This is a genomic window from Hyphobacterium indicum, from assembly GCF_003129605.1.
GTDB lineage: Bacteria > Pseudomonadota > Alphaproteobacteria > Caulobacterales > Maricaulaceae > Hyphobacterium > Hyphobacterium indicum.
On the sequence record NZ_QBDX01000003.1, the window covers coordinates 84,151 to 101,420 of the forward strand.

The following is a 17,270-nucleotide window of genomic DNA, read 5'->3' on the forward strand; positions in this document are numbered from 1 at the left end:
GTATGAAGCTCAAATTCAAAACCCAAGCCTATCAAACCGCCGCCGTTGAGGCGGTGGTCGATTGTTTCGAAGGCCAACCGAAGTCCGATGCGCTGCGCTATCGGATCGATCCGGGCAAGCGCAAAGATGTTCGCCTGGAGCTAGAGGCCGGGTTCAAGAACGAGAACATTCTGGTTGGCGATGCGGCGCTACTGAAAAATATCCAGGCCGTCCAGAAACGCCAGAACCTGCCACTTTCGAAGTCGCTTACGGACTTCTCGACCCTAGACACCAAGGGCGCGCGCAAGCCTGTGACGGGCGGCTACAAACCCGGCGCGAAAATCAATCTCGATATCGAGATGGAGACCGGAACCGGCAAAACCTACTGCTACATAAAGACCATGTTCGAGATGCACAAGCGGTATGGCTGGTCGAAGTTTATTGTCATGGTGCCGAGCATCGCAATCCGCGAAGGCGTTCAAAAGTCGTTCCAGATCACAGCGGACCACTTCGCCGAGACCTATGGCAAGAAGGCACGCTTCTTCACATACAATTCCAAGCGCCTGCATGAGCTGGAGAGCTTCTCTAGCGACGCCGGGATCAATGTGATGATCATCAACATCCAGGCGTTCAACGCCAAGGGGGCTGACAATCGCCGGATTTACGATGAGCTGGACGACTTCCAGTCACGCCGCCCGATCGACGTGATCAGCGCGAACCGCCCCATCCTGATCCTGGATGAGCCGCAGAAGATGGAGGGCGCGGCGACCCTCAATGCGCTGCCGAAATTCAATCCGCTGATGATCCTGCGCTATTCGGCGACCCACAAAACCCAGCACAATCGGGTTCATCGCCTGGACGCGCTCGACGCCTATAACCAGAAGCTCGTGAAGAAGATTGCGGTGCGCGGTATTCAGACGCGCGGCCTCGCGGGCACGAACGCGTACCTCTATCTCGAGGGCATCGAAATCTCGACGAAAGCCCCTGTGGCGCGGATCGAGATGGAGGTGAAGCTCAAATCAGGCGAGATCAAACGCCAGCTGAAACGCCTCGAATTCAAGGACGATCTCTATTCGGCCTCTGGCGAGCTGGATCAGTATCGCGGCCATGTCATCTCGCAGATCGACGCCAATCAGGACGTGGTCGAATTCAAAAACGGCGAGCGCCTGGTTGCCGGAGAGGCCCAGGGCGACGTGAATGAAAACGACATTCGTCGGATTCAAATCCGTGAAACGATCAAGGCGCATTTCGACAAGGAGAAGCAGCTTTTCTCCCAAGGCATCAAGGTGCTCTCACTCTTCTTCATCGACGAGGTGAAGAAGTACCGCGACTACGATCAGGAGGATGAAAAAGGCGAATACGCCCGCGTGTTTGAGCGCGAATATGCCGCGCTGAAGGAGGAATATCTCTCCGAGCTGGCGATCGATAATGAGGAATACAGGGCCTATCTGGCCGGCATCGACCCGGCCAAGACGCACAACGGGTATTTCTCGATCGACAAGAAGAACCGCATGGTCGATCCGACCGTAAAGAAAACTGGCGAGGAAAAAGGACTCTCCGACGACGAGAGCGCTTACGACCTTATTCTGAAAGACAAAGAGCGATTGCTCTCATTCGAAGAGCCGACACGCTTTATCTTCTCGCACTCCGCGCTGCGCGAAGGCTGGGACAATCCCAATGTCTTCGTCATGTGCATGCTGAAGCACTCTGACAACACAATATCCCGCCGCCAGGAAGTCGGTCGTGGCTTGCGCCTTTCAGTCGATCGCCATGGTGATCGGATTGACCATCCGTCGCTCGTGCATGAAATCAACGTGCTCACAGTCGTCGCGAGCGAGAGCTATAAGGACTTCGTTAAAGGCCTTCAGACGGAGATCGCTGAAACGCTCTCTGCTCGCCCGCGTAAGGCTGACGAGGACTACTTCACAGGCAAGGTGCTCCAGACCGACGATGGCCCGGTCGAAGTGACGCCTGCCATGGCGAAGCAGATTTACCGCTATCTGCTCAAGAACGACTTCACTGACGACGCAGACGCAATCACGGACACCTATCACCAGGCAAAGGATGCTGGCGAGTTGCCGGGTTTCGCAGAGGAGCTTGAGCCGTATCGTGATCAGATCATCGACCTGATCGACAGTGTCTTTGACGACAGCAAGCTGCCGCGCATCGAAGATGGCCGGAAGCCCAAGACCAATCCGCTCAATGCGAATTTCAAGAAGAAGGAATTCCAGGAGCTATGGTCGCGGATCAACCGCAAAGCCGTTTACCGCGTCGAATTCGATTCCGAGGAGCTTATTGCCAAAGCGATCAAGACGCTTGATAGCGAGCTTCGCGTGACGCCGCTGCAATACACCGTTCAACGCGGCGAGCAGGCCGCAGCCCTGACCGACGAGCAGCTGAAGTCTGGCGAGGGCTTTAAGGTGACCGAGACCTCCACCGAGAAAGGCGGCTTCGTCTATTCCGACGTCACCTACGACCTGGTCGGCAAGGTCGCCGAAAACACCCAGCTCACCCGGCGAACCGTCGCGCACATCCTGACCGGCATCGAGGCCTCAATTTTCGACCAGTTCAAATCCAACCCGGAGCATTTCATCGCGGAAGCGTCGCGTCTGATCAAAGAGCAAAAGGCCACGGCGGTGATCGAAAAGCTCCAATACGATGAGGTTGAGGATCGTTACGAGACAGACATTTTTACCGCCGCACAAACCGGCCAGGACTTCTCGCGCGCTACAGATAAACTCAAGAAACATATCTACGATTATTGCGTGATCGACTCCGGTCAGGAGCGCCGCTTCGTGGATGAGCTGGACACCAGCGAGGAGGTGGTCGTCTACGCTAAACTTCCACGCGGCTTCCTAATTCCGACACCGGTCGGTGATTACAATCCGGACTGGGCGATCTCATTCACACGCGGGGCCGTGAAGCACATTTATTTCATGGCCGAGACTAAGGGCTCCATGTCCTCGATGAAGCTCCGCGAGATCGAGCGCACAAAAATCCGATGCGCTCGTAAATTCTTCGACGAGATCAACCAGCAGATCGAAACCGACAAGGTGAAATACGATGTCGTCACCGACTTCGATAAACTTATGGATTTGGTCAGCGGGGTAGCGGCATGACGTTCGCTCACTGGAAAAAATGTGATTTCCAGGTTCACACTCCTCGCGACCCTAACTGGACCGGCGTTCGCCCCATCGGCTTGGGTAAAGTGATACCGGAAGCAAGCAAAATCGCGACAGTCACTGACGTTGATGCCTTGCGCTTGAAATGGGCCAACGAGTTTGTCGATCAGTGTATTGCTAAAGCGCTTCAAGCCATCGCTCTGACCGATCATCATGAGATGGTCATGGTTCCTTACGTTCGGCAGGTTATCGCCGAGCGAAGAAATACTGATCCCGCATTTGATCTATGGCTTTTTCCTGGCATGGAACTAACGGCTAGCGGTGGCAAGCAATGCCTGATTATTTTTGACGCTGACTTATCCGACGATTGGTGTCGCCAGGCACAAGGTAAGCTGGGAATTGCCTATGCTGATCTGGACGAAAAGGCCGCCATTAGTCCGAAGGTCACGCAACTCGCAATCAACTATGCGGACCTTGCCCGGGAGCTGGATACAATAAAAGGGCTACGCGGACGTTACATCATTCTTCCAAATGTCTCGCAGGGAAATAAGCACACCGTTCTAGTTGATGGCGCTCACGGTGACTTTAGACGTATGCCCTACATCGGAGGATATCTCGATCAGGGCCAAACTATAGATACTCTTGGCAACAAGAACCGCACTCGCTTATCTGGCACTGATAAAACTTGGTCGGTAAGGGAAATTTATCCGCTTCCCACATCTGATAGCCGGAGTGCGGATTCTACGAAACTTGGACAAAACAATACCTGGATGAAATTGGCAGAGCCCACTGTTGAGGCGATCCGCCAAGCATTCCTTGGCCACCGCTCGCGCATCTGCATCGTACCACCGCAGACACCATCTCTCGCTGTTTCCGGAGTCCAAATGGCCGGTTCGACTATCCTTCGGGATACGACCTTGCCACTCAGCCCTGAGCTTAACTCGGCAATTGGTGGTCGGGGTAGCGGCAAGAGCTCACTGCTCGAATATTTGTCCTTCGGACTGGGTCGCAGTTGTCATGATTTTCCACGCGATCACTATTCCGGCACTGAGCGGCTTAGCGAGCTTGTAAATGATACCTTCGTATCAAAAGGTGGTCGCGTCACGCTGACGATCATTCAGGATGGTGCCGTATTCAAAGTTGAGCGCGGGCAGGCGAGCGCCTATCAGCCGCAGGTCACCTACCCGAACGGTGATACACAGACCGTAACAGTTAAGGAATTACGGGCGCTCTTCCCGGCTGTGGTATATAGTCAGGGCGAGCTGGCGGAAATAGGCAAACAGGCTGGTAAGAAAACCCAGCTTACCGACCTGCTACAGTTCGTGAATCCTGATTATAAGCGCGAGGACGACCGGCTTTCACAGGATATCGAAACCGCAAAAAGTACGGTGAGATCGGCAATCCAGCAACTTACTTCTCACTGGCACCTTCAGGCCAAGCTGCGTCAACTCAAAACCAGCTGGGATTCGCTCACGCAGCGCGTGAAGGCGCTTGAGAAAACGCTTCCCAAGCAATCTGAGGAAGATCAGGCGACTATTGCCTACTTCGATAAGGCCAATGAATTCGACTCGAAGCGCATCCAGGCATCTAAACATGCCGACCAGATTCTGGGCGAGTTAAACTCGGCCGCTACGGAGCTACTGAACGAACGCAGTCTGAATTCTGATCTTACCGGCGCCGAGCCAGATGCTATCCGGCAGGCCTATGGCGATCTCTACAAGACGTTTAGTGACGGCATCAATAAAATCCTGGCCGAACTTAAGGCAAAACACAATACGCTGACTGTCACGGAATCTACGTGGGCCAACCAATTAAAAAAGGCACGCGATGAGCGCGATGCGGTTCTTGAGAAGCTTAGCGAGCACAAGACCGTGACGGCTCAGATCATCAAGCTACGCGAAGAGATCACCGACCTCACCAACCAGATTGGTGACCTTGAAGCGGAGCTGAAGGCGGCAGGCGATCCGGCCGCAGCTCTGCAAAAGGCAGTAAGCACTCTAAAAGAAACGAACCACAAACGCACCGAGCGGACGCAAGATTGGGCAAACGAAATCGAGACGCTTTCCAGCGGCAAGATCAGAGCTGTGGTCGATCCAAACGGCGATACGTCAGAGATTTGTGATGCAATGGATGTCGTCGCCAGCAAGACCGGCTCGCAGGAAGCCACGCGGATTAAAGGTCTAGAGGAGGCTCTGGCTGCCGCTCCAACGACAGATGTGACGGACCGTTTGAGAATGGATTGCCTTTCACTTTTATACTGGCGGCAAATCGGGTCTGCGTCCGGCGAAGAGCAGCCAAAATGCGCTGAGCTGATGACAGTGCTGGGCGATACCGAAAAGATTCGGTCAGCACTGACCGAGCGCATCGACGCGGCGCGAGTTGAGGCCATTAGCACGGCTGTCGCTAAGCCAGAGATCGACCTGTCTTACTGCGACGGTGACCGCGAAATCTCCTTCGAAAAGGCTTCCGAAGGCCAGAGGGCAGCGGCGTTGCTGTTCATGCTGCTCGAACAGCCGGGAGGGCCGCTTATTATCGACCAGCCAGAGGGCGACCTCGATAACAAGATCATCACCGACCTGACCGAAAAGCTTCACAACGCCAAGCAAAAGCGCCAACTGATCTTCGCCAGTCATAACGCGAATATTGTGGTCAACGGCTCATCCGAGCTTGTCGCCCATCTCGATATCGACGAAAGCGGCGAGCGAAAGATCGCGTGCGCTGGCGCGATCGACAAACCGGAAATCTGCGGTGTCATCACAGCAACGATGGAAGGTGGCGAAAAGGCTTTCAAGGACCGTCAGGACAAGTATGGCTACTAGCGCGGGCCCGTTCTTTCATATGTCTTCGATCCTCTACTCTGTCGGCGACGAAATTCGAGGGAATGGCCGGGATAAGGTCGATCCGCGAATAGAGAGCGAGCTGGAAGCAAGGAGGCCCGACGCGGCGCTCTGCCGGCGCGACGCTGTGTACAGCCTTGAACACACAGATTTTTCGGTCTGCGGGGTCGTTGAACCCGGGTACATATACCGGCTCAAGCCAAACGCCGCGCCTCAACGTTGGGATTTCGCATGGATCGGCGAAATGCAGAAGGCGCTGCTCAGGCTGAAGTATCCCCAACACCAAGAGATGAAGAAATACCCGGAGTGGAACGCTAATCTGATTGAAAGGTACTGTACGGGCTACTGGAGTGGCGCAGCCACCCAGGAGCCCGGCTGGGAATTTCTCATGCCGTCATGCACCGTGCTGGAAGTTCTAGCCAACAAACCCGTCGATCCGAAAAGCACCAAAGGCGACTGGAAATCTTGAGAGTCGATGCGGCGACTAGCGGTGAAATAGTGTTAGCGCGCATCCCTCCCGCTTTGAATCACCCGCATAATTAGCGGCTGCCGTGTCAGCCACAACAGACCTTCCGCGCCACGGCCTGATGGCCCCGTGAAGGCAATTGTACCCGCCACTTATCGCACCCGCTGTTCCTTCTGCGTTCAAAGCAAAGGAGGAACACATGACCAACATTTATCACGCTACACCTTACGACATTTCAGCCGCTGGCTTCTATTTCAGCAATTACGAGGACTATCTCGAAAAATCCGCGTCTCACCGCAACGAATGCGGTGATCCTGTCGAGGAATACGAAATCCAATTCATCGACGGCGATAATTGCGCCCTGTTCCGAGCGATCGGCGTCAACCAGGCCAGTCTCAAACTCTGGTTTGAGGAGTTCGAGAATCTCGACGAAGACGATGCCGTGAAGGCCATCTATCTCGCCGAGCACGTCAGCTGCACCGCTGACGAGGTTCTGGGCCATCTTGATGATGTCTACCTCTTCGAGGGCACGCCGCTCGAATATGCCGAGAGCTATATCGAGGACACCGGGCTCCTGAACGAAATTCCTGAGCATCTGCGCTATTACTTCGACACGGAAAGCTTCGCGCGAGACATGGTCCTCGGCGGCGATATCACGCAAGTCGAGATCATGGGCCGCTCCTGGATCGCCCAGCCCCTCTAGGGAGCTGGGTTTATCCAGCCGAAGCGCTTTGCGATCCGGCGCTTAAACTCAAATCGGATCGCATCCAGCAGATCAAGCGCTCTCGCGCGATCGGCGCTGTCCGGTTTGGTGTCGGAGAGTTTTTCTCGGATATAGGCAAAGAGCGCGTTCAGCTCGTCATCGCTCAATGCGCAAAGCTCATATGGTTTGAAGTCAGGTATCATTATGGCCTCCCTAGGCTTCCAGGCCAGACCCATTTCCGGCCCTTTCAGGGAGCGGCTGCGCCATTGGACGCCCGCGATTGCACCTACACTCAGGCCGCGCGCAGCTTAGGAGTTGCCCTCAGCTTGCAATCCAGTGGCTGGTCAATGGCCAAATGACTCTGAAGAAGGGCGGAATGGGATGGCCGGGCCGCAGGGGCTGACCAGCATTACCTGACTACCAATGTGCCGCGCACACGGTGATGGGATAATGTCTCTTTGAAAAAGCCTAAAAAAGTTACCTTATAGCGAACATTTTTAAGGAAGATCAAAGAGAAATCTCGACATTTCTTTGAAAATGTGCGAATTTGTTTCTTATGAACGAACAAAAAGAGATAAAAATAAAGAGCCTTCTCTCGTCAGTGCCGCCAGGCGGGCTGGTCGATGCAGGATGGCTTGCGCGCCATGACGTGGCCCGGCCAACCGTCAATGGCTATGTGAAGCGAGGCTGGCTAAAGCGCCTTGCGCACGGCGTCTATCTGAGACCGGCAAGCACATATGACGCGGATCAGGCCTTAAGCTGGCAGGCAGTCACCGCGTCCATGAACATGATCATGGACATACCATTCCATGTGGGCGGCATGACCGCGCTCAGCCTTCATGGCCATGGCCACTATGCGCAATTAAGCGGTGAGGAGCGTGTCACGCTTTATGCGGAGAAGCTCCCCGGCTGGCTATCCAAGATCAAGGTCGATGCCCGCTTTGAAGAACGAGGCCTGAAGCTATTTCCCGATCCTGAGCTTGGTGTCGAACCATTGAAAAACACTGGCTTCAGCTTTGGAGCCGACGCTTCATTCCCGGTATCGAGCCCGGAGCGCGCAATCCTCGAAGCACTCGATGAGTTGCCGGATGGCGCAGGATTCGATCAGCTCGATATGGTGTTCCAAGGGCTTCCGAGCCTGAGCCCGCGAAAGCTCATGGCGCTTCTGACAGACTGCCGGAAGGTGAAGGTCGTGCGCCTGTTTTTTGTCTTCGCGGATCGCCATGGCCACGCCTGGCTGAAGCATCTTGATAAGAGCAAACTCGATTTCGGCAAAGGCGATCGCCAGCTGGTCAAGGGCGGCAAGATACACCCGACCTACCGGATCACGGTTCCGGCCAATTTTGTAACCACCGGGCGGGAGGGTGACGATGCGTGAGCGTTATGCCGCCCAGGTCCGTTTGCTGGTCCGCCTTATTCCCTTTGTGGCGGAAGAACCGGAGCTCGCCCTCAAAGGCGGCACAGCCATCAATCTCTTTTACCGCAATCTGCCGCGCTATTCCGTTGATATCGACCTCATCTATCTGCCGATCAAAGACCGCGCTGAAAGCTTAGAGGCGATAGCGACGGCTTTGGAGCGTTTGGCAAACAGGATCGAGGGCGCTATTGCCGGAGCGCGTGCAACCATCGTTTCCGGAGGCGGCAATCAGGAAACGCGTATCATCGCGCGGACGCCAGAGGCACAGGTGAAAATCGAAGTCTCGCCTGTTATGCGCGGCACCCTCTCTCCGCCAAAGCCTATGACGGTGCATGAAGCCGTCGAAGAAGAATTCGGCTTTGCCGAGATGCCTGTCATATCATTCGAAGAAATCTTCGCTGGCAAGATCATCGCCGCACTTGATCGCGCGCATCCCCGTGATCTTTTTGATGTCCATCACCTCCTTCATGGAGAGGGGATAACTGACGCGCTCTTCCAGGCGACATTGATTTATCTCATCAGCTCAAACAGGCCGATGCATGAATTGCTCGATCCGGGGGCGATTGATTTGAGCGATATCTACACCCGCGAATTTGAGGGGATGACGGCCAAGCCGTTGCCGCTTGAAACGCTCTATGCAGCACGCGAGAGGCTGGTTTCCGAGCTGCGCAGCAAATTGACCGGTGATGCCGCCGCGTTCCTTGAGGGCGTTCACATCTGTGAGCCCGATTTTGATTTGATCGGCTTACCTCAAGCCGCAGACCTGCCAGCCGTCCGCTGGAAGCTTCTCAATCTGGGGAAGTTTAAGGCGAACGAGCCAGAGCGTCACGCAGACCAGCTTGAGGCCTTGCAGGCGTTATTCTTGGTCGAGAGCTAGGTCGTCTGAAGTCATTGGGGCTTGCGCTTCCCTATCGGTCCGAGTGAGGCCTGAGAACCGAACCTTTTCGATGTCTTTTTGACCACATCCATCCGCTCACCCCTGGTCAATACGCGGCCCGCGCCAGCCATCGCGCGCGATGACCCGTGTTGCTCATGACCCTGAGCGGGCTGGTGTGGTGCTGCTCTGCCATCAGGTTCGGCAATCAGGCAGGACCATCAAATGAAAGGAAAACCAATGTCCCAGACTCAATCAGCAACGACCGGCGCAAAGCCAAGCTTCCGCGTCTATCTGGTTCAAGACGGCACAGGCGATGACGCCAAAGCCAGCTGGACTGAAATCGGAGCGATCTGGCCACACAAGGACGGCCAGGGCGGCAGCCTGAGCCTCAAGGCAACCCCAATGGAGCTGCTCCAAGGCAAAGGCCGGATCGTCTACCGCGCTGTCAAAGAAAAGGCCTCTTCTTGAGGCCTTTTCGCAGCTAGTCTTCGCTGTAGTCGGGGAGATTATCGTCCCCATCGAGGCTGCTTTTCGTAAACATATCCGTGCGATTGGCAATCTCGCCACGAAACTTGCAACCCATCGCGGTTGCGGTGAACTCCAGAGCAACGGAGTCTAAGAAGACGGAAACCACATGCTCACCGGCATGTAGGTTTGCCTTTGATCCCGTGCCCTTGAGAAGCTGTATCTCTTCAGTCTCGCCTGGCAGCAGAACGCCGAATTGTTTCTTGAACCGGTCCGTGATGATGCCGTCAGACTTAACTTTCCCGGTAAACGAAAAGGGGAAAGTATCTTCACGGGTAATATTAGTTGCGCGCAGCAGGATGACGCGCCCACCACCGGCCTTGCCGTCCGCGCGCCGCAAGCCTGCCTTGTGAAGCTCGATCTTCCATTTTCCCTCAAGCGTGTACATTCAATACTCCGTCATTAACCTTAGAATTGGGACGATGTCCGATTCAATTAATGCGGGTATATTGCAAGAGCATCAAGCAATTCGGACGAAGGCATGACAAATTCGAAAAGCAATGACATCTCAGCGCGCCTGGGCCGGATTGATGAGAAATTCGACACCAAGGAAGGCGGCTACAGCTTCAAGATTGATTTTAACCGCATGGTTGATGGAACACATGCAAAGGTCAAAGCCACGCTTCACCGAGAGCTGGCCGCTATGCCGCCGCGCGAACGTGAGATGCTACGCCTGTTCGAGTATTTCGCCGCAGCCGGTGTCCTGAAAAATTCCGAGCCGATCTATGGCGCGCTGGTCTGGGGCGACGGGAAAGCCGAAATCACGAGTTGCTCCTATTTGTTCGACAAAGAGGTCGGGCAGAGCGTGAAGGATTTCAAATCTGCGATCGAGTGGGTTTTTTCTTTTTATTCCCACACGGTGGACAGCGAGATCAGCGCGTTTCTCGGTTTCATCGACCGCTTCACGAAGAAGTATCCTGACACCGTACTTTCAAGCCGTGTCCTGGCCCGTCTTCGCGGCGGCGGGGCATGGGCGACGGCCAGCGATCTGACCGACGATTTTGCGCCGGACCCGTCCGGTCTGCTCCTAGGCATCCATGAAGGCAGCGATACGCCGGTCCGCTTCTCAGGCGAAGGATCGCTGATCACGATCGCCTCGCCCGGTACGGGCAAAACTCAGGCGCAGGTACTGCCCAACTTGCTCGAATGGCGTGGCGCAGCGATCGTTCTCGACGTGAAAGGCGAAATCTTTGAAGCCACCGCCCGTTGGCGGGCTGAAAATGGCTTTCCGGTTTACCGGTTCGCGCCACTTGATCCGGATGAAAGTCATTCCTTCAATCCCCTAAAGTCCATTCGCAATACCGATGACTTCCTATGGGAAGATTCCCGCTTCCTGGCATCGATGCTTCTGGTTCCGAATAAGAAGTCCAATGACCCTTTCTGGGAGACCAAGGCGCAGGACCTGATCACGGCCTCAGTTGCCGCCGTGTGTGCGCTTGCCGAGCCAGATGAGCGCAGCATGGCGCAGGTGCTCGATTACCTCTACCGGGTCGAATGGGAAGAGTTCCTCGCGATCCTGAAATCCTCATCAATCCGCGCGATGATGCGGGCCGGGCATTCCATCGAAAATATGACCGAAAAGACGCTCGATAGCGTCCTTCAGACTGCTCAATCCGCGCTTTCGGCGTGGGAAGGCCCACGTGTTGAGCGCGTCATCACCGGAAATGATTGGGAGGTCTCGGAATTCCAACGCACCGAGCATCCGCCGACGCTCTACATCACACTACGCCCAGGCGAGATTGACCCGTATCGCTCGCTATTGCGCGTCATGGTCGCGCAACATCTGCGCGGCCTGATGCAAAAGGTTCCGGACGGCAAAGCGCCGCCGGTCCTATTCATGCTTGATGAAGTTCCGCGCCTGGGCAACATGCCGCCGATTGAGGAAGCCCTTGAAGTCGGTCGTCAATACGGCATCAAGCTATGGATGTTTGCCCAGAGCCTGGGCCAGATTCGAAATATCTATCCCAATGCCGATGGCATGATCGGGAATTGCCGGGTGCAATGCTACATGAACCCCGCACTCCATGACGGCACGGCAGACCATCTCTCCAAGTCACTTGGTATGTTCGAAAGCCCGCTTGATGGATCACGGCAGCGGGTTGTCGAGCCTCAGGCCTTGGCCGGACCAGAATTCAAAGACCTGATTGTCGGGTTTTCCCAATCCATGCGCCCTTTCAAAATGAAGAAGCAGATGGCGTTTGAGACCGAGCCTTACAGCTCGCGCCTTAGATAAAGACTTACCAAATAAATATTTAAATATATGAATTATCTGATATAATTGATTTATGAATTTGGTTACTCGTAGAGGAAATGTACTATTCTTGATCTTGCTGGCAGTGGCGCTCTTCGCGGCGCTCAGCTACGCAGTGACGCAGGCGGGCCGGTCAGGCGGAAAAGACATCTCGGATGAGGACGCACGGCTAGCGGCCAGTCAAATATTACAGCATTTCACTTTACTTGAACAAACAACCGAGCGCATGCGCTTAATGAACAATGTTCCCGCAAATATGGTCGATCTTAGGGATGGAGCATCGGCACCAAACTCATTGTGTATTACTGTTGATTGTCAACTTTTCCATCCCGATGGTGGTGGTGCTACAGCCAAGAATTTTTTTGAGTATGCTCATCCTGATATTGTAGAGCCACAAAAAGGCCAACTAGCTGCCGAACTTATAAATGTGCCGGAAGTCGGTACAAGTTCTAACGACATAGCCCTACGCTATATTGTTATGCAGGATAAAGTCTGTGAAGCTTTAAATGATAAATTAAATCTACCCGGCATTATAACACACTCTGACTCTGGAGGTGAAACCTACCATCCTTGGTCAGGAAACGTTCTATCTTTTATAGACTCCAGCACAGTCCGAACATATGGTGACGATGCTGGAGAGGAAGTCCTTGTTGGACAAAGAACTTTTTGTGTTAGACGCGGCAGTCAGCCGTGGATTTACCACGTTTTGATCCCGCGCTGATTAGGTGTGTGCACCTTGTTGTTTCTTCCAATCCCAATTGCGGGAATTGAACCAGGCGAACTCGAACGCTAGTTCATCATCTGATGCTTCGTGGAAGTCCTCGGGCAATTCTATGTCGGCCTGAAACGCGATCTCATAAGTCGCGCTGATGACGGCTTCATCAAACGAGCAGTCTTCGGCCCCCACAATCTGCTCTGCCGCTTCAACGAGCCCAAACTCCAGATCAGGGCGCGCTCGCATAACCACGAACATGCGGGAATACGGTCCATATTCGAGTATTCCTTTATGAACCCTTCCGCTTTCGGCTCTCAGGCAGTAGTGCCAGTAAGATTCATAGACGGCTTCACCGTCTTCATTTTCTTCTATTTTGTGACTAAACATGAGTTTATTATATCAATAAATTCAATATGATGCACTATAATTCGCGCCCATCGTCACGGTTTTTGGGCTTGCCACTTGCCTGATTGAAATCCTTCCGGCCTTTCTCGGAGGAAGAATAAAGCCGGTCTGTCATTTGCTCAGCCTTCTTCTCCTTGCCCTCAATCGCCTGTTTGCGTGCTGCGATCTGGACCTTGCTTGCCTGCTGACGCATTGAGCCGCCGGGCGCAGGAGCCATCTGCGGTGTTTGAGGCGTTTTCAGCCGCTTAATTTCGGCATTGAGCTTATCCAGCTCTTTCTTGGTAATGACTGGCTTGTCGGCCATGACCGCGTCTCTGTGCAGCATCGCCATCTGGCGACCAGATCAGAAGCCTCGCATACCATGGAAGAGGGATTGCGGCTATTTGGTATTAGCGCTCATGGTCCCGGTCTGGCGGTTTAGGCTGACGTGGTGACGGGTTATTCGCCTGATAGTCCTTCAGGCGTTCGCGGTTCTTCTCGGCTTGCGTAAGCGCGGCACGCCCCTTCATATCCAGCACCTGACCGATCGTGCGATCAAGCTTCGCGCGCTCCATGATTTGGGCCTTTCGAAGTTCATCCATGCGCACCTGCAAGGCGCGGCGCTCCTTCATCTGATCTGTGATCAGCTGATCTTTTTGAGCCTGATCACGTTTCAAAGCTTCCCAGGCTTCCCGAGCATTCGCGGCTCGAACCGCATGCGCCTTCCCGGTGACGAGATCGAGGAGGCCTTTTAGGCCGGGCCGCAATCGGGCTTGCCTTGCGGCAGTTTCCTCCTGCCAACGCTGTTCCTGCCCAGCCTTGAGCCTCGCACGTTCATCTGCGTGTGCTTTGGCCAGCGCTCTCGCTTCAACTTTTAGCGGGCGGCGTTCCTCAGCCTGCTTTTGGCGCATCCGGTCTGAAAATTCTTTCAAACGAGGGGTAAGCCGGTCACGCAATGCCGTCTTGGTGTCCTTGACGCTCTTTAGCTCCGCAGGATCACCCAGCCGTCCGCGCACCTCTTTTGCGCGAACGCCGGTGTATTTGGCGATTGCGTATACTTCTCCGGTATAATCGACCGCGACATGGCCGCGTCGGTCGCCGCGCGCAATGATGAAACCGTTTTCCATCAGCGCAGCCCCAAAGGCTTTTGCGCTATCGGATCGGTTCCAAGCCTGTTGGAATACCTGTTTGAGCTCTCTCGGATCGCGTCCCGCGCGTAAGGCTTGCTGCCATTCATCGCGGTTGAAATTCAGTGGATCGCGCAGATTTGGATCGCGCAGGCCTTCAGGCAATTCCCAGCCATGTTCGAGATAGATTTCCTTCGAAAGCGATGTGAGTTTGCGCTTGTAGTGCGGGAGATTGATCGCCCGCATGTTCTCAGTATCGATCCGCGACCAGACGACATGCGCGTGACGGCGGCCTTCCTTTTCGTGGAAGACAATCGCCCGTGGCTGGCCTTCCAGCCCGAGCCGTTCTTCAGCCGCATCGGCGGCGCGCTCGAAAGCGTCTGTTGAGACCTGTTCCCAGGGCGGGGGATTGAGACTTAGCGAGAAGAGGAATTGCTGGCATTTTGTCCCCTTGGCGATCGCATGGGCTTCATTGAATGCGCCATGCAGATCATCGGAGACGAACCCGCGCATCTCATGAATTTCGACGTGCTCGTTCTCGCATTTCAAGAGGTGGGCGGCCAGCTGGATCGCGCCGCCGCGCTGTGACCCTTTCAGGATCATAGCCCCAGCTCCCGCGCATCCAAGGACGAGCGGGTGAAGCTTTGCGCCGCTGACTCCCGGCTAGTGGCCTCATCATCAGCATTCATGCCGAGCGCGCGCATAAGCAAAAAGCGTATCGCATGGACATCGCCACAAGCTTGTCTGAGGTCGCGCTCGACATCATAGGCGAGCGGCAGATTGCCCGTATTCACCGCCTTGGCGAGCTGATTGAGGTTTTGAGACAGCCTTGAGCGACCGAGGGAGGCAAGCACCTGGCCGAGAAGGATGTGATCCTTTACTGGCGCTTTGCCCCGTTTTGTTGGCGGCGCAGCATTCCTTTGGCCTTCCTGGGTGAACACGTGGCGTTTGATGAAGGATGAGAGGCTCTCACCAGCCGCGAGCCGTTCCAGCTTTGTGCGTTCTTCAAAAGAGAGACGGAGCGAGAACGGTGCCGGGCGCTTGTTCTGGCGATCAGTCATGATCGCCTCCGTTCGCCTCTTTCAAGGCTTCTTCGATATCAATGTCGTCATTTGCCAGATCATCTATCTCGGCAAGCTGATCAATCGACACGTCTTTGAGGATTTCGTTCCAGTCTGCGAGTTCAGCGAATATCCGGTTCGAATCGGATACGCTGATGCGCACCAGCCTTCGCTCGCTGACGCGAGCTTCGGCTTGGCAAGCCATTCTCCGCTTGGGTTTTATATCATCTTGAAATTATTTTATCTTTCGGAAGTGTATTTGATTGCGCATCTCCACAATAAGCGCATAGTCAACGCCGTACGCGGTTAATCGCGCCAATTATCATTGGGGAAATCTATGAAACATTATCATGCCACGCTCAGTGTGGCCGTGTTGGCAATGGCCTGCCTGACAGCGCCTGCGCTTGCACAGAATTACAATCTCAATCCGACTTACGGGACCTATAATTTGCGTTCCGGTTTCCTGCCGGATCCACAGACCATCAACGTCATCGCGGGCGGTCCGAACAATGTCTCCGCCGCAACTGGCGGTCAGTGCGCCGGCTATGCCGCCGAGGCGCCCGATGTCCGGATCAATTTCTCGGGCGGCTCCTTCGACCGGATCAATTTTTCTGCCGTTTCCAATGCCGACACGACGCTCATCGTCAACGACCCGAACGGCACCTGGTGGTGTGATGACGACAGCGGCAATGGCCTCAACCCGTTGATCGAACTGACGCCTGTCAGCGGTCAGTATGACATCTGGGTCGGCACCTACAGCCGCAATACGGCACCTGCCACGCTGGCCATTTCCGAACTGCCTTATGGCAGCGCGCCGGTTCAGCCGGCCGCTCCGGTCATGCCGGCGCCGGTGTCCGGACCCGATTACAATCTGAATCCGACCTATGGCACCTATAATCTGCGTTCCGGCTTCCTGCCGGATCCGCAGACTTTCCAGGTGGTCGCGGGTGGCAACACCGATGTTGGCGCCATGACAAATTACGAATGCCGGGGCTATGCCGCCTCCGCACCGGATATCCGCATCAACTTCACCGGCGGTGCTTTCAACCGCATCAACTTCTCGGCGTTGTCCAATGCCGACACCACGCTGATCGTCAACGACCCGAATGGCACCTGGTGGTGTGATGACGACAGCGGCAATGGCCTCAACCCGTTGATTGAACTGACGCCTATCAGCGGTCAGTATGATATCTGGGTCGGCACCTATGGCCGGAATACGGCACCGGCCACATTGTCCGTTTCCGAGCTGCCCTATGGCAGCGCGCCGGTCACGGCTCCGCCCCCGCGCCGCCCCTCTGGCCCGGATTACACACTCACTCCGACCTATGGCACCTACACGCTGAGGTCCGGCTTCACACCCGATCCTTTTGAAGTGCAGGTCGTCGCCGGTGGCGCGAACAGCGCGTCGAGCTGGAGTAATGGTCAGTGTGCCGGTTTTGTCGCTGATGCGCCGGATGTCCGCCTCATGTTCCAGGGCGGCTCCTTCCCGGAGCTGTATTTCTCCGTCGGTTCCAACTCGGACACCACTCTGGTGATCAATGATCCCAATGGTAACTGGCACTGCGATGATGACAGCGGCAATGCGGGGCTGAACCCCTTGCTGCGTATGGCGCCGATCAGTGGTCAGTATGACATCTGGGTCGGAACCTATGGCTCATCGACGGCCAATGCCGTTCTGTCGATCTCGGAGCTTTATTCCCGCTAGATCGGCGTATCGCCTCAAAGGCGCCGCCGGGCCACACCCGGCGGCGTTTTTTGTGGCGCTTTGGGCGGCCGGATCGGGACAGAAATTGTTTTTGCTTCCGT

Annotated in this window: 18 protein-coding genes; 11 read left to right on the forward strand and 7 right to left on the reverse strand. The window is 55.1% G+C overall.

What is annotated here, in order from left to right; translation table 11 throughout:
• Positions 1 to 2: 2 nt before the first annotated feature.
• The 4 genes from DBR16_RS07565 (at position 3) to DBR16_RS07580 (ending at position 7,107) form a co-directional block, all read left to right on the forward strand.
• On the forward strand, positions 3 to 3,098 hold the full coding sequence (locus tag DBR16_RS07565; protein WP_109260668.1) for a type III restriction-modification system endonuclease: 3,096 nt from the start codon (positions 3 to 5) through the stop codon (positions 3,096 to 3,098).
• Entirely contained in the window at positions 3,095 to 5,920 is a 2,826-nt protein-coding gene (locus DBR16_RS07570) for a TrlF family AAA-like ATPase (RefSeq protein ID WP_109260669.1), read from the forward strand. The genes DBR16_RS07565 and DBR16_RS07570 overlap by 4 nt, the downstream gene beginning before the upstream one ends.
• Positions 5,921 to 5,939: 19 nt before the next feature.
• Positions 5,940 to 6,407, forward strand: coding sequence for a hypothetical protein (locus tag DBR16_RS07575; protein WP_125184526.1), 468 nt, complete (start codon positions 5,940 to 5,942; stop codon positions 6,405 to 6,407).
• A 196-nt stretch (positions 6,408 to 6,603) separates the two neighbouring features.
• Positions 6,604 to 7,107, forward strand: coding sequence for an antirestriction protein ArdA (locus DBR16_RS07580; protein WP_109260671.1), 504 nt, complete (start codon positions 6,604 to 6,606; stop codon positions 7,105 to 7,107).
• Here the strand turns inward: DBR16_RS07580 and DBR16_RS13990 are convergent.
• On the reverse strand, positions 7,104 to 7,310 hold the full coding sequence (locus DBR16_RS13990) for a hypothetical protein (RefSeq protein ID WP_161539439.1): 207 nt from the start codon (positions 7,308 to 7,310) through the stop codon (positions 7,104 to 7,106). The two genes, DBR16_RS07580 and DBR16_RS13990, sit on opposite strands and share 4 nt — an antisense overlap.
• A 353-nt stretch (positions 7,311 to 7,663) precedes the next feature.
• Here DBR16_RS13990 and DBR16_RS07590 point away from each other — a divergent pair, with 353 nt between their 5' ends.
• The 3 genes from DBR16_RS07590 (at position 7,664) to DBR16_RS07600 (ending at position 9,869) form a co-directional block, all read left to right on the forward strand.
• Positions 7,664 to 8,485 (forward strand): type IV toxin-antitoxin system AbiEi family antitoxin domain-containing protein, encoded by an 822-nt coding sequence (locus DBR16_RS07590; protein WP_109260673.1) that lies wholly within the window; start codon positions 7,664 to 7,666, stop codon positions 8,483 to 8,485.
• On the forward strand, positions 8,478 to 9,401 hold the full coding sequence (locus tag DBR16_RS07595; RefSeq protein ID WP_109260674.1) for a nucleotidyl transferase AbiEii/AbiGii toxin family protein: 924 nt from the start codon (positions 8,478 to 8,480) through the stop codon (positions 9,399 to 9,401). Before DBR16_RS07590 ends, DBR16_RS07595 begins: the two co-directional genes overlap by 8 nt.
• A 222-nt stretch (positions 9,402 to 9,623) precedes the next feature.
• Complete coding sequence (locus tag DBR16_RS07600; protein ID WP_233347666.1) at positions 9,624 to 9,869, forward strand: hypothetical protein; 246 nt, start codon at positions 9,624 to 9,626, stop codon at positions 9,867 to 9,869.
• A gap of 13 nt (positions 9,870 to 9,882) precedes the next feature.
• On the opposite strand, the gene DBR16_RS07605 is transcribed toward DBR16_RS07600, so the two are convergent.
• Positions 9,883 to 10,314 (reverse strand): hypothetical protein, encoded by a 432-nt coding sequence (locus DBR16_RS07605; protein ID WP_109260676.1) that lies wholly within the window; start codon positions 10,312 to 10,314, stop codon positions 9,883 to 9,885.
• A gap of 93 nt (positions 10,315 to 10,407) precedes the next feature.
• Here DBR16_RS07605 and DBR16_RS07610 point away from each other — a divergent pair, with 93 nt between their 5' ends.
• Positions 10,408 to 12,159 (forward strand): type IV secretory system conjugative DNA transfer family protein, encoded by a 1,752-nt coding sequence (locus DBR16_RS07610; RefSeq protein ID WP_109260677.1) that lies wholly within the window; start codon positions 10,408 to 10,410, stop codon positions 12,157 to 12,159.
• A gap of 88 nt (positions 12,160 to 12,247) precedes the next feature.
• Positions 12,248 to 12,898: a hypothetical protein gene (locus DBR16_RS13880; RefSeq protein ID WP_125184527.1), complete on the forward strand. Its 651-nt coding sequence runs from the start codon at positions 12,248 to 12,250 to the stop codon at positions 12,896 to 12,898.
• On the opposite strand, the gene DBR16_RS07615 is transcribed toward DBR16_RS13880, so the two are convergent.
• From DBR16_RS07615 to DBR16_RS07625, 3 genes are all read right to left on the reverse strand, one after another.
• Positions 12,899 to 13,279, reverse strand: coding sequence for a hypothetical protein (locus tag DBR16_RS07615; RefSeq protein ID WP_125184528.1), 381 nt, complete (start codon positions 13,277 to 13,279; stop codon positions 12,899 to 12,901).
• A 34-nt stretch (positions 13,280 to 13,313) separates the two neighbouring features.
• Complete coding sequence (locus DBR16_RS07620; protein ID WP_145959647.1) at positions 13,314 to 13,601, reverse strand: hypothetical protein; 288 nt, start codon at positions 13,599 to 13,601, stop codon at positions 13,314 to 13,316.
• Positions 13,602 to 13,686: 85 nt separating this feature from the next.
• Entirely contained in the window at positions 13,687 to 14,916 is a 1,230-nt protein-coding gene (locus DBR16_RS07625; RefSeq protein WP_233347674.1) for a relaxase/mobilization nuclease domain-containing protein, read from the reverse strand.
• Here DBR16_RS07625 and DBR16_RS14145 point away from each other — a divergent pair.
• Positions 14,866 to 14,991 (forward strand): hypothetical protein, encoded by a 126-nt coding sequence (locus DBR16_RS14145; RefSeq protein ID WP_267894809.1) that lies wholly within the window; start codon positions 14,866 to 14,868, stop codon positions 14,989 to 14,991. The two genes, DBR16_RS07625 and DBR16_RS14145, sit on opposite strands and share 51 nt — an antisense overlap.
• Positions 14,992 to 15,002: 11 nt before the next feature.
• Here the strand turns inward: DBR16_RS14145 and DBR16_RS07630 are convergent, their stop codons facing one another.
• Entirely contained in the window at positions 15,003 to 15,464 is a 462-nt protein-coding gene (locus DBR16_RS07630; RefSeq protein ID WP_199288381.1) for a hypothetical protein, read from the reverse strand.
• Positions 15,457 to 15,669, reverse strand: a complete 213-nt coding sequence (locus DBR16_RS13885; RefSeq protein ID WP_125184530.1) for a hypothetical protein — start codon at positions 15,667 to 15,669, stop codon at positions 15,457 to 15,459. The genes DBR16_RS07630 and DBR16_RS13885 overlap by 8 nt, the downstream gene beginning before the upstream one ends.
• 132 nt (positions 15,670 to 15,801) lie before the next feature.
• On the opposite strand from DBR16_RS13885, the gene DBR16_RS14050 reads away from it, so the two are divergent.
• The gene (locus DBR16_RS14050) at positions 15,802 to 17,169 is read left to right on the forward strand and encodes a hypothetical protein (RefSeq protein WP_199288382.1); all 1,368 of its coding nucleotides are present in this window, start codon (positions 15,802 to 15,804) and stop codon (positions 17,167 to 17,169) included.
• Positions 17,170 to 17,270: the final 101 nt, after the last annotated feature.

What these genes read in the sequence shown, in the direction of transcription:
- DBR16_RS07565 (WP_109260668.1), top strand. Translation starts at nt 3, where the DNA reads ATGAAGCTCAAATTCAAAACCCAAGCCTATCAAACCGCCGCCGTTGAG.
- DBR16_RS07570 (WP_109260669.1), top strand. Translation starts at nt 3,095, where the DNA reads ATGACGTTCGCTCACTGGAAAAAATGTGATTTCCAGGTTCACACTCCT.
- DBR16_RS07575 (WP_125184526.1), top strand. Translation starts at nt 5,940, where the DNA reads ATGTCTTCGATCCTCTACTCTGTCGGCGACGAAATTCGAGGGAATGGC.
- DBR16_RS07580 (WP_109260671.1), top strand. Translation starts at nt 6,604, where the DNA reads ATGACCAACATTTATCACGCTACACCTTACGACATTTCAGCCGCTGGC.
- DBR16_RS13990 (WP_161539439.1), bottom strand. Translation starts at nt 7,310, where the DNA reads ATGATACCTGACTTCAAACCATATGAGCTTTGCGCATTGAGCGATGAC.
- DBR16_RS07590 (WP_109260673.1), top strand. Translation starts at nt 7,664, where the DNA reads ATGAACGAACAAAAAGAGATAAAAATAAAGAGCCTTCTCTCGTCAGTG.
- DBR16_RS07595 (WP_109260674.1), top strand. Translation starts at nt 8,478, where the DNA reads ATGCGTGAGCGTTATGCCGCCCAGGTCCGTTTGCTGGTCCGCCTTATT.
- DBR16_RS07600 (WP_233347666.1), top strand. Translation starts at nt 9,624, where the DNA reads ATGAAAGGAAAACCAATGTCCCAGACTCAATCAGCAACGACCGGCGCA.
- DBR16_RS07605 (WP_109260676.1), bottom strand. Translation starts at nt 10,314, where the DNA reads ATGTACACGCTTGAGGGAAAATGGAAGATCGAGCTTCACAAGGCAGGC.
- DBR16_RS07610 (WP_109260677.1), top strand. Translation starts at nt 10,408, where the DNA reads ATGACAAATTCGAAAAGCAATGACATCTCAGCGCGCCTGGGCCGGATT.
- DBR16_RS07615 (WP_125184528.1), bottom strand. Translation starts at nt 13,279, where the DNA reads ATGTTTAGTCACAAAATAGAAGAAAATGAAGACGGTGAAGCCGTCTAT.
- DBR16_RS07620 (WP_145959647.1), bottom strand. Translation starts at nt 13,601, where the DNA reads ATGGCCGACAAGCCAGTCATTACCAAGAAAGAGCTGGATAAGCTCAAT.
- DBR16_RS14145 (WP_267894809.1), top strand. Translation starts at nt 14,866, where the DNA reads ATGGGCTTCATTGAATGCGCCATGCAGATCATCGGAGACGAACCCGCG.
- DBR16_RS07625 (WP_233347674.1), bottom strand. Translation starts at nt 14,916, where the DNA reads ATGCGCGGGTTCGTCTCCGATGATCTGCATGGCGCATTCAATGAAGCC.
- DBR16_RS07630 (WP_199288381.1), bottom strand. Translation starts at nt 15,464, where the DNA reads ATGACTGATCGCCAGAACAAGCGCCCGGCACCGTTCTCGCTCCGTCTC.
- DBR16_RS13885 (WP_125184530.1), bottom strand. Translation starts at nt 15,669, where the DNA reads ATGGCTTGCCAAGCCGAAGCTCGCGTCAGCGAGCGAAGGCTGGTGCGC.
- DBR16_RS14050 (WP_199288382.1), top strand. Translation starts at nt 15,802, where the DNA reads ATGAAACATTATCATGCCACGCTCAGTGTGGCCGTGTTGGCAATGGCC.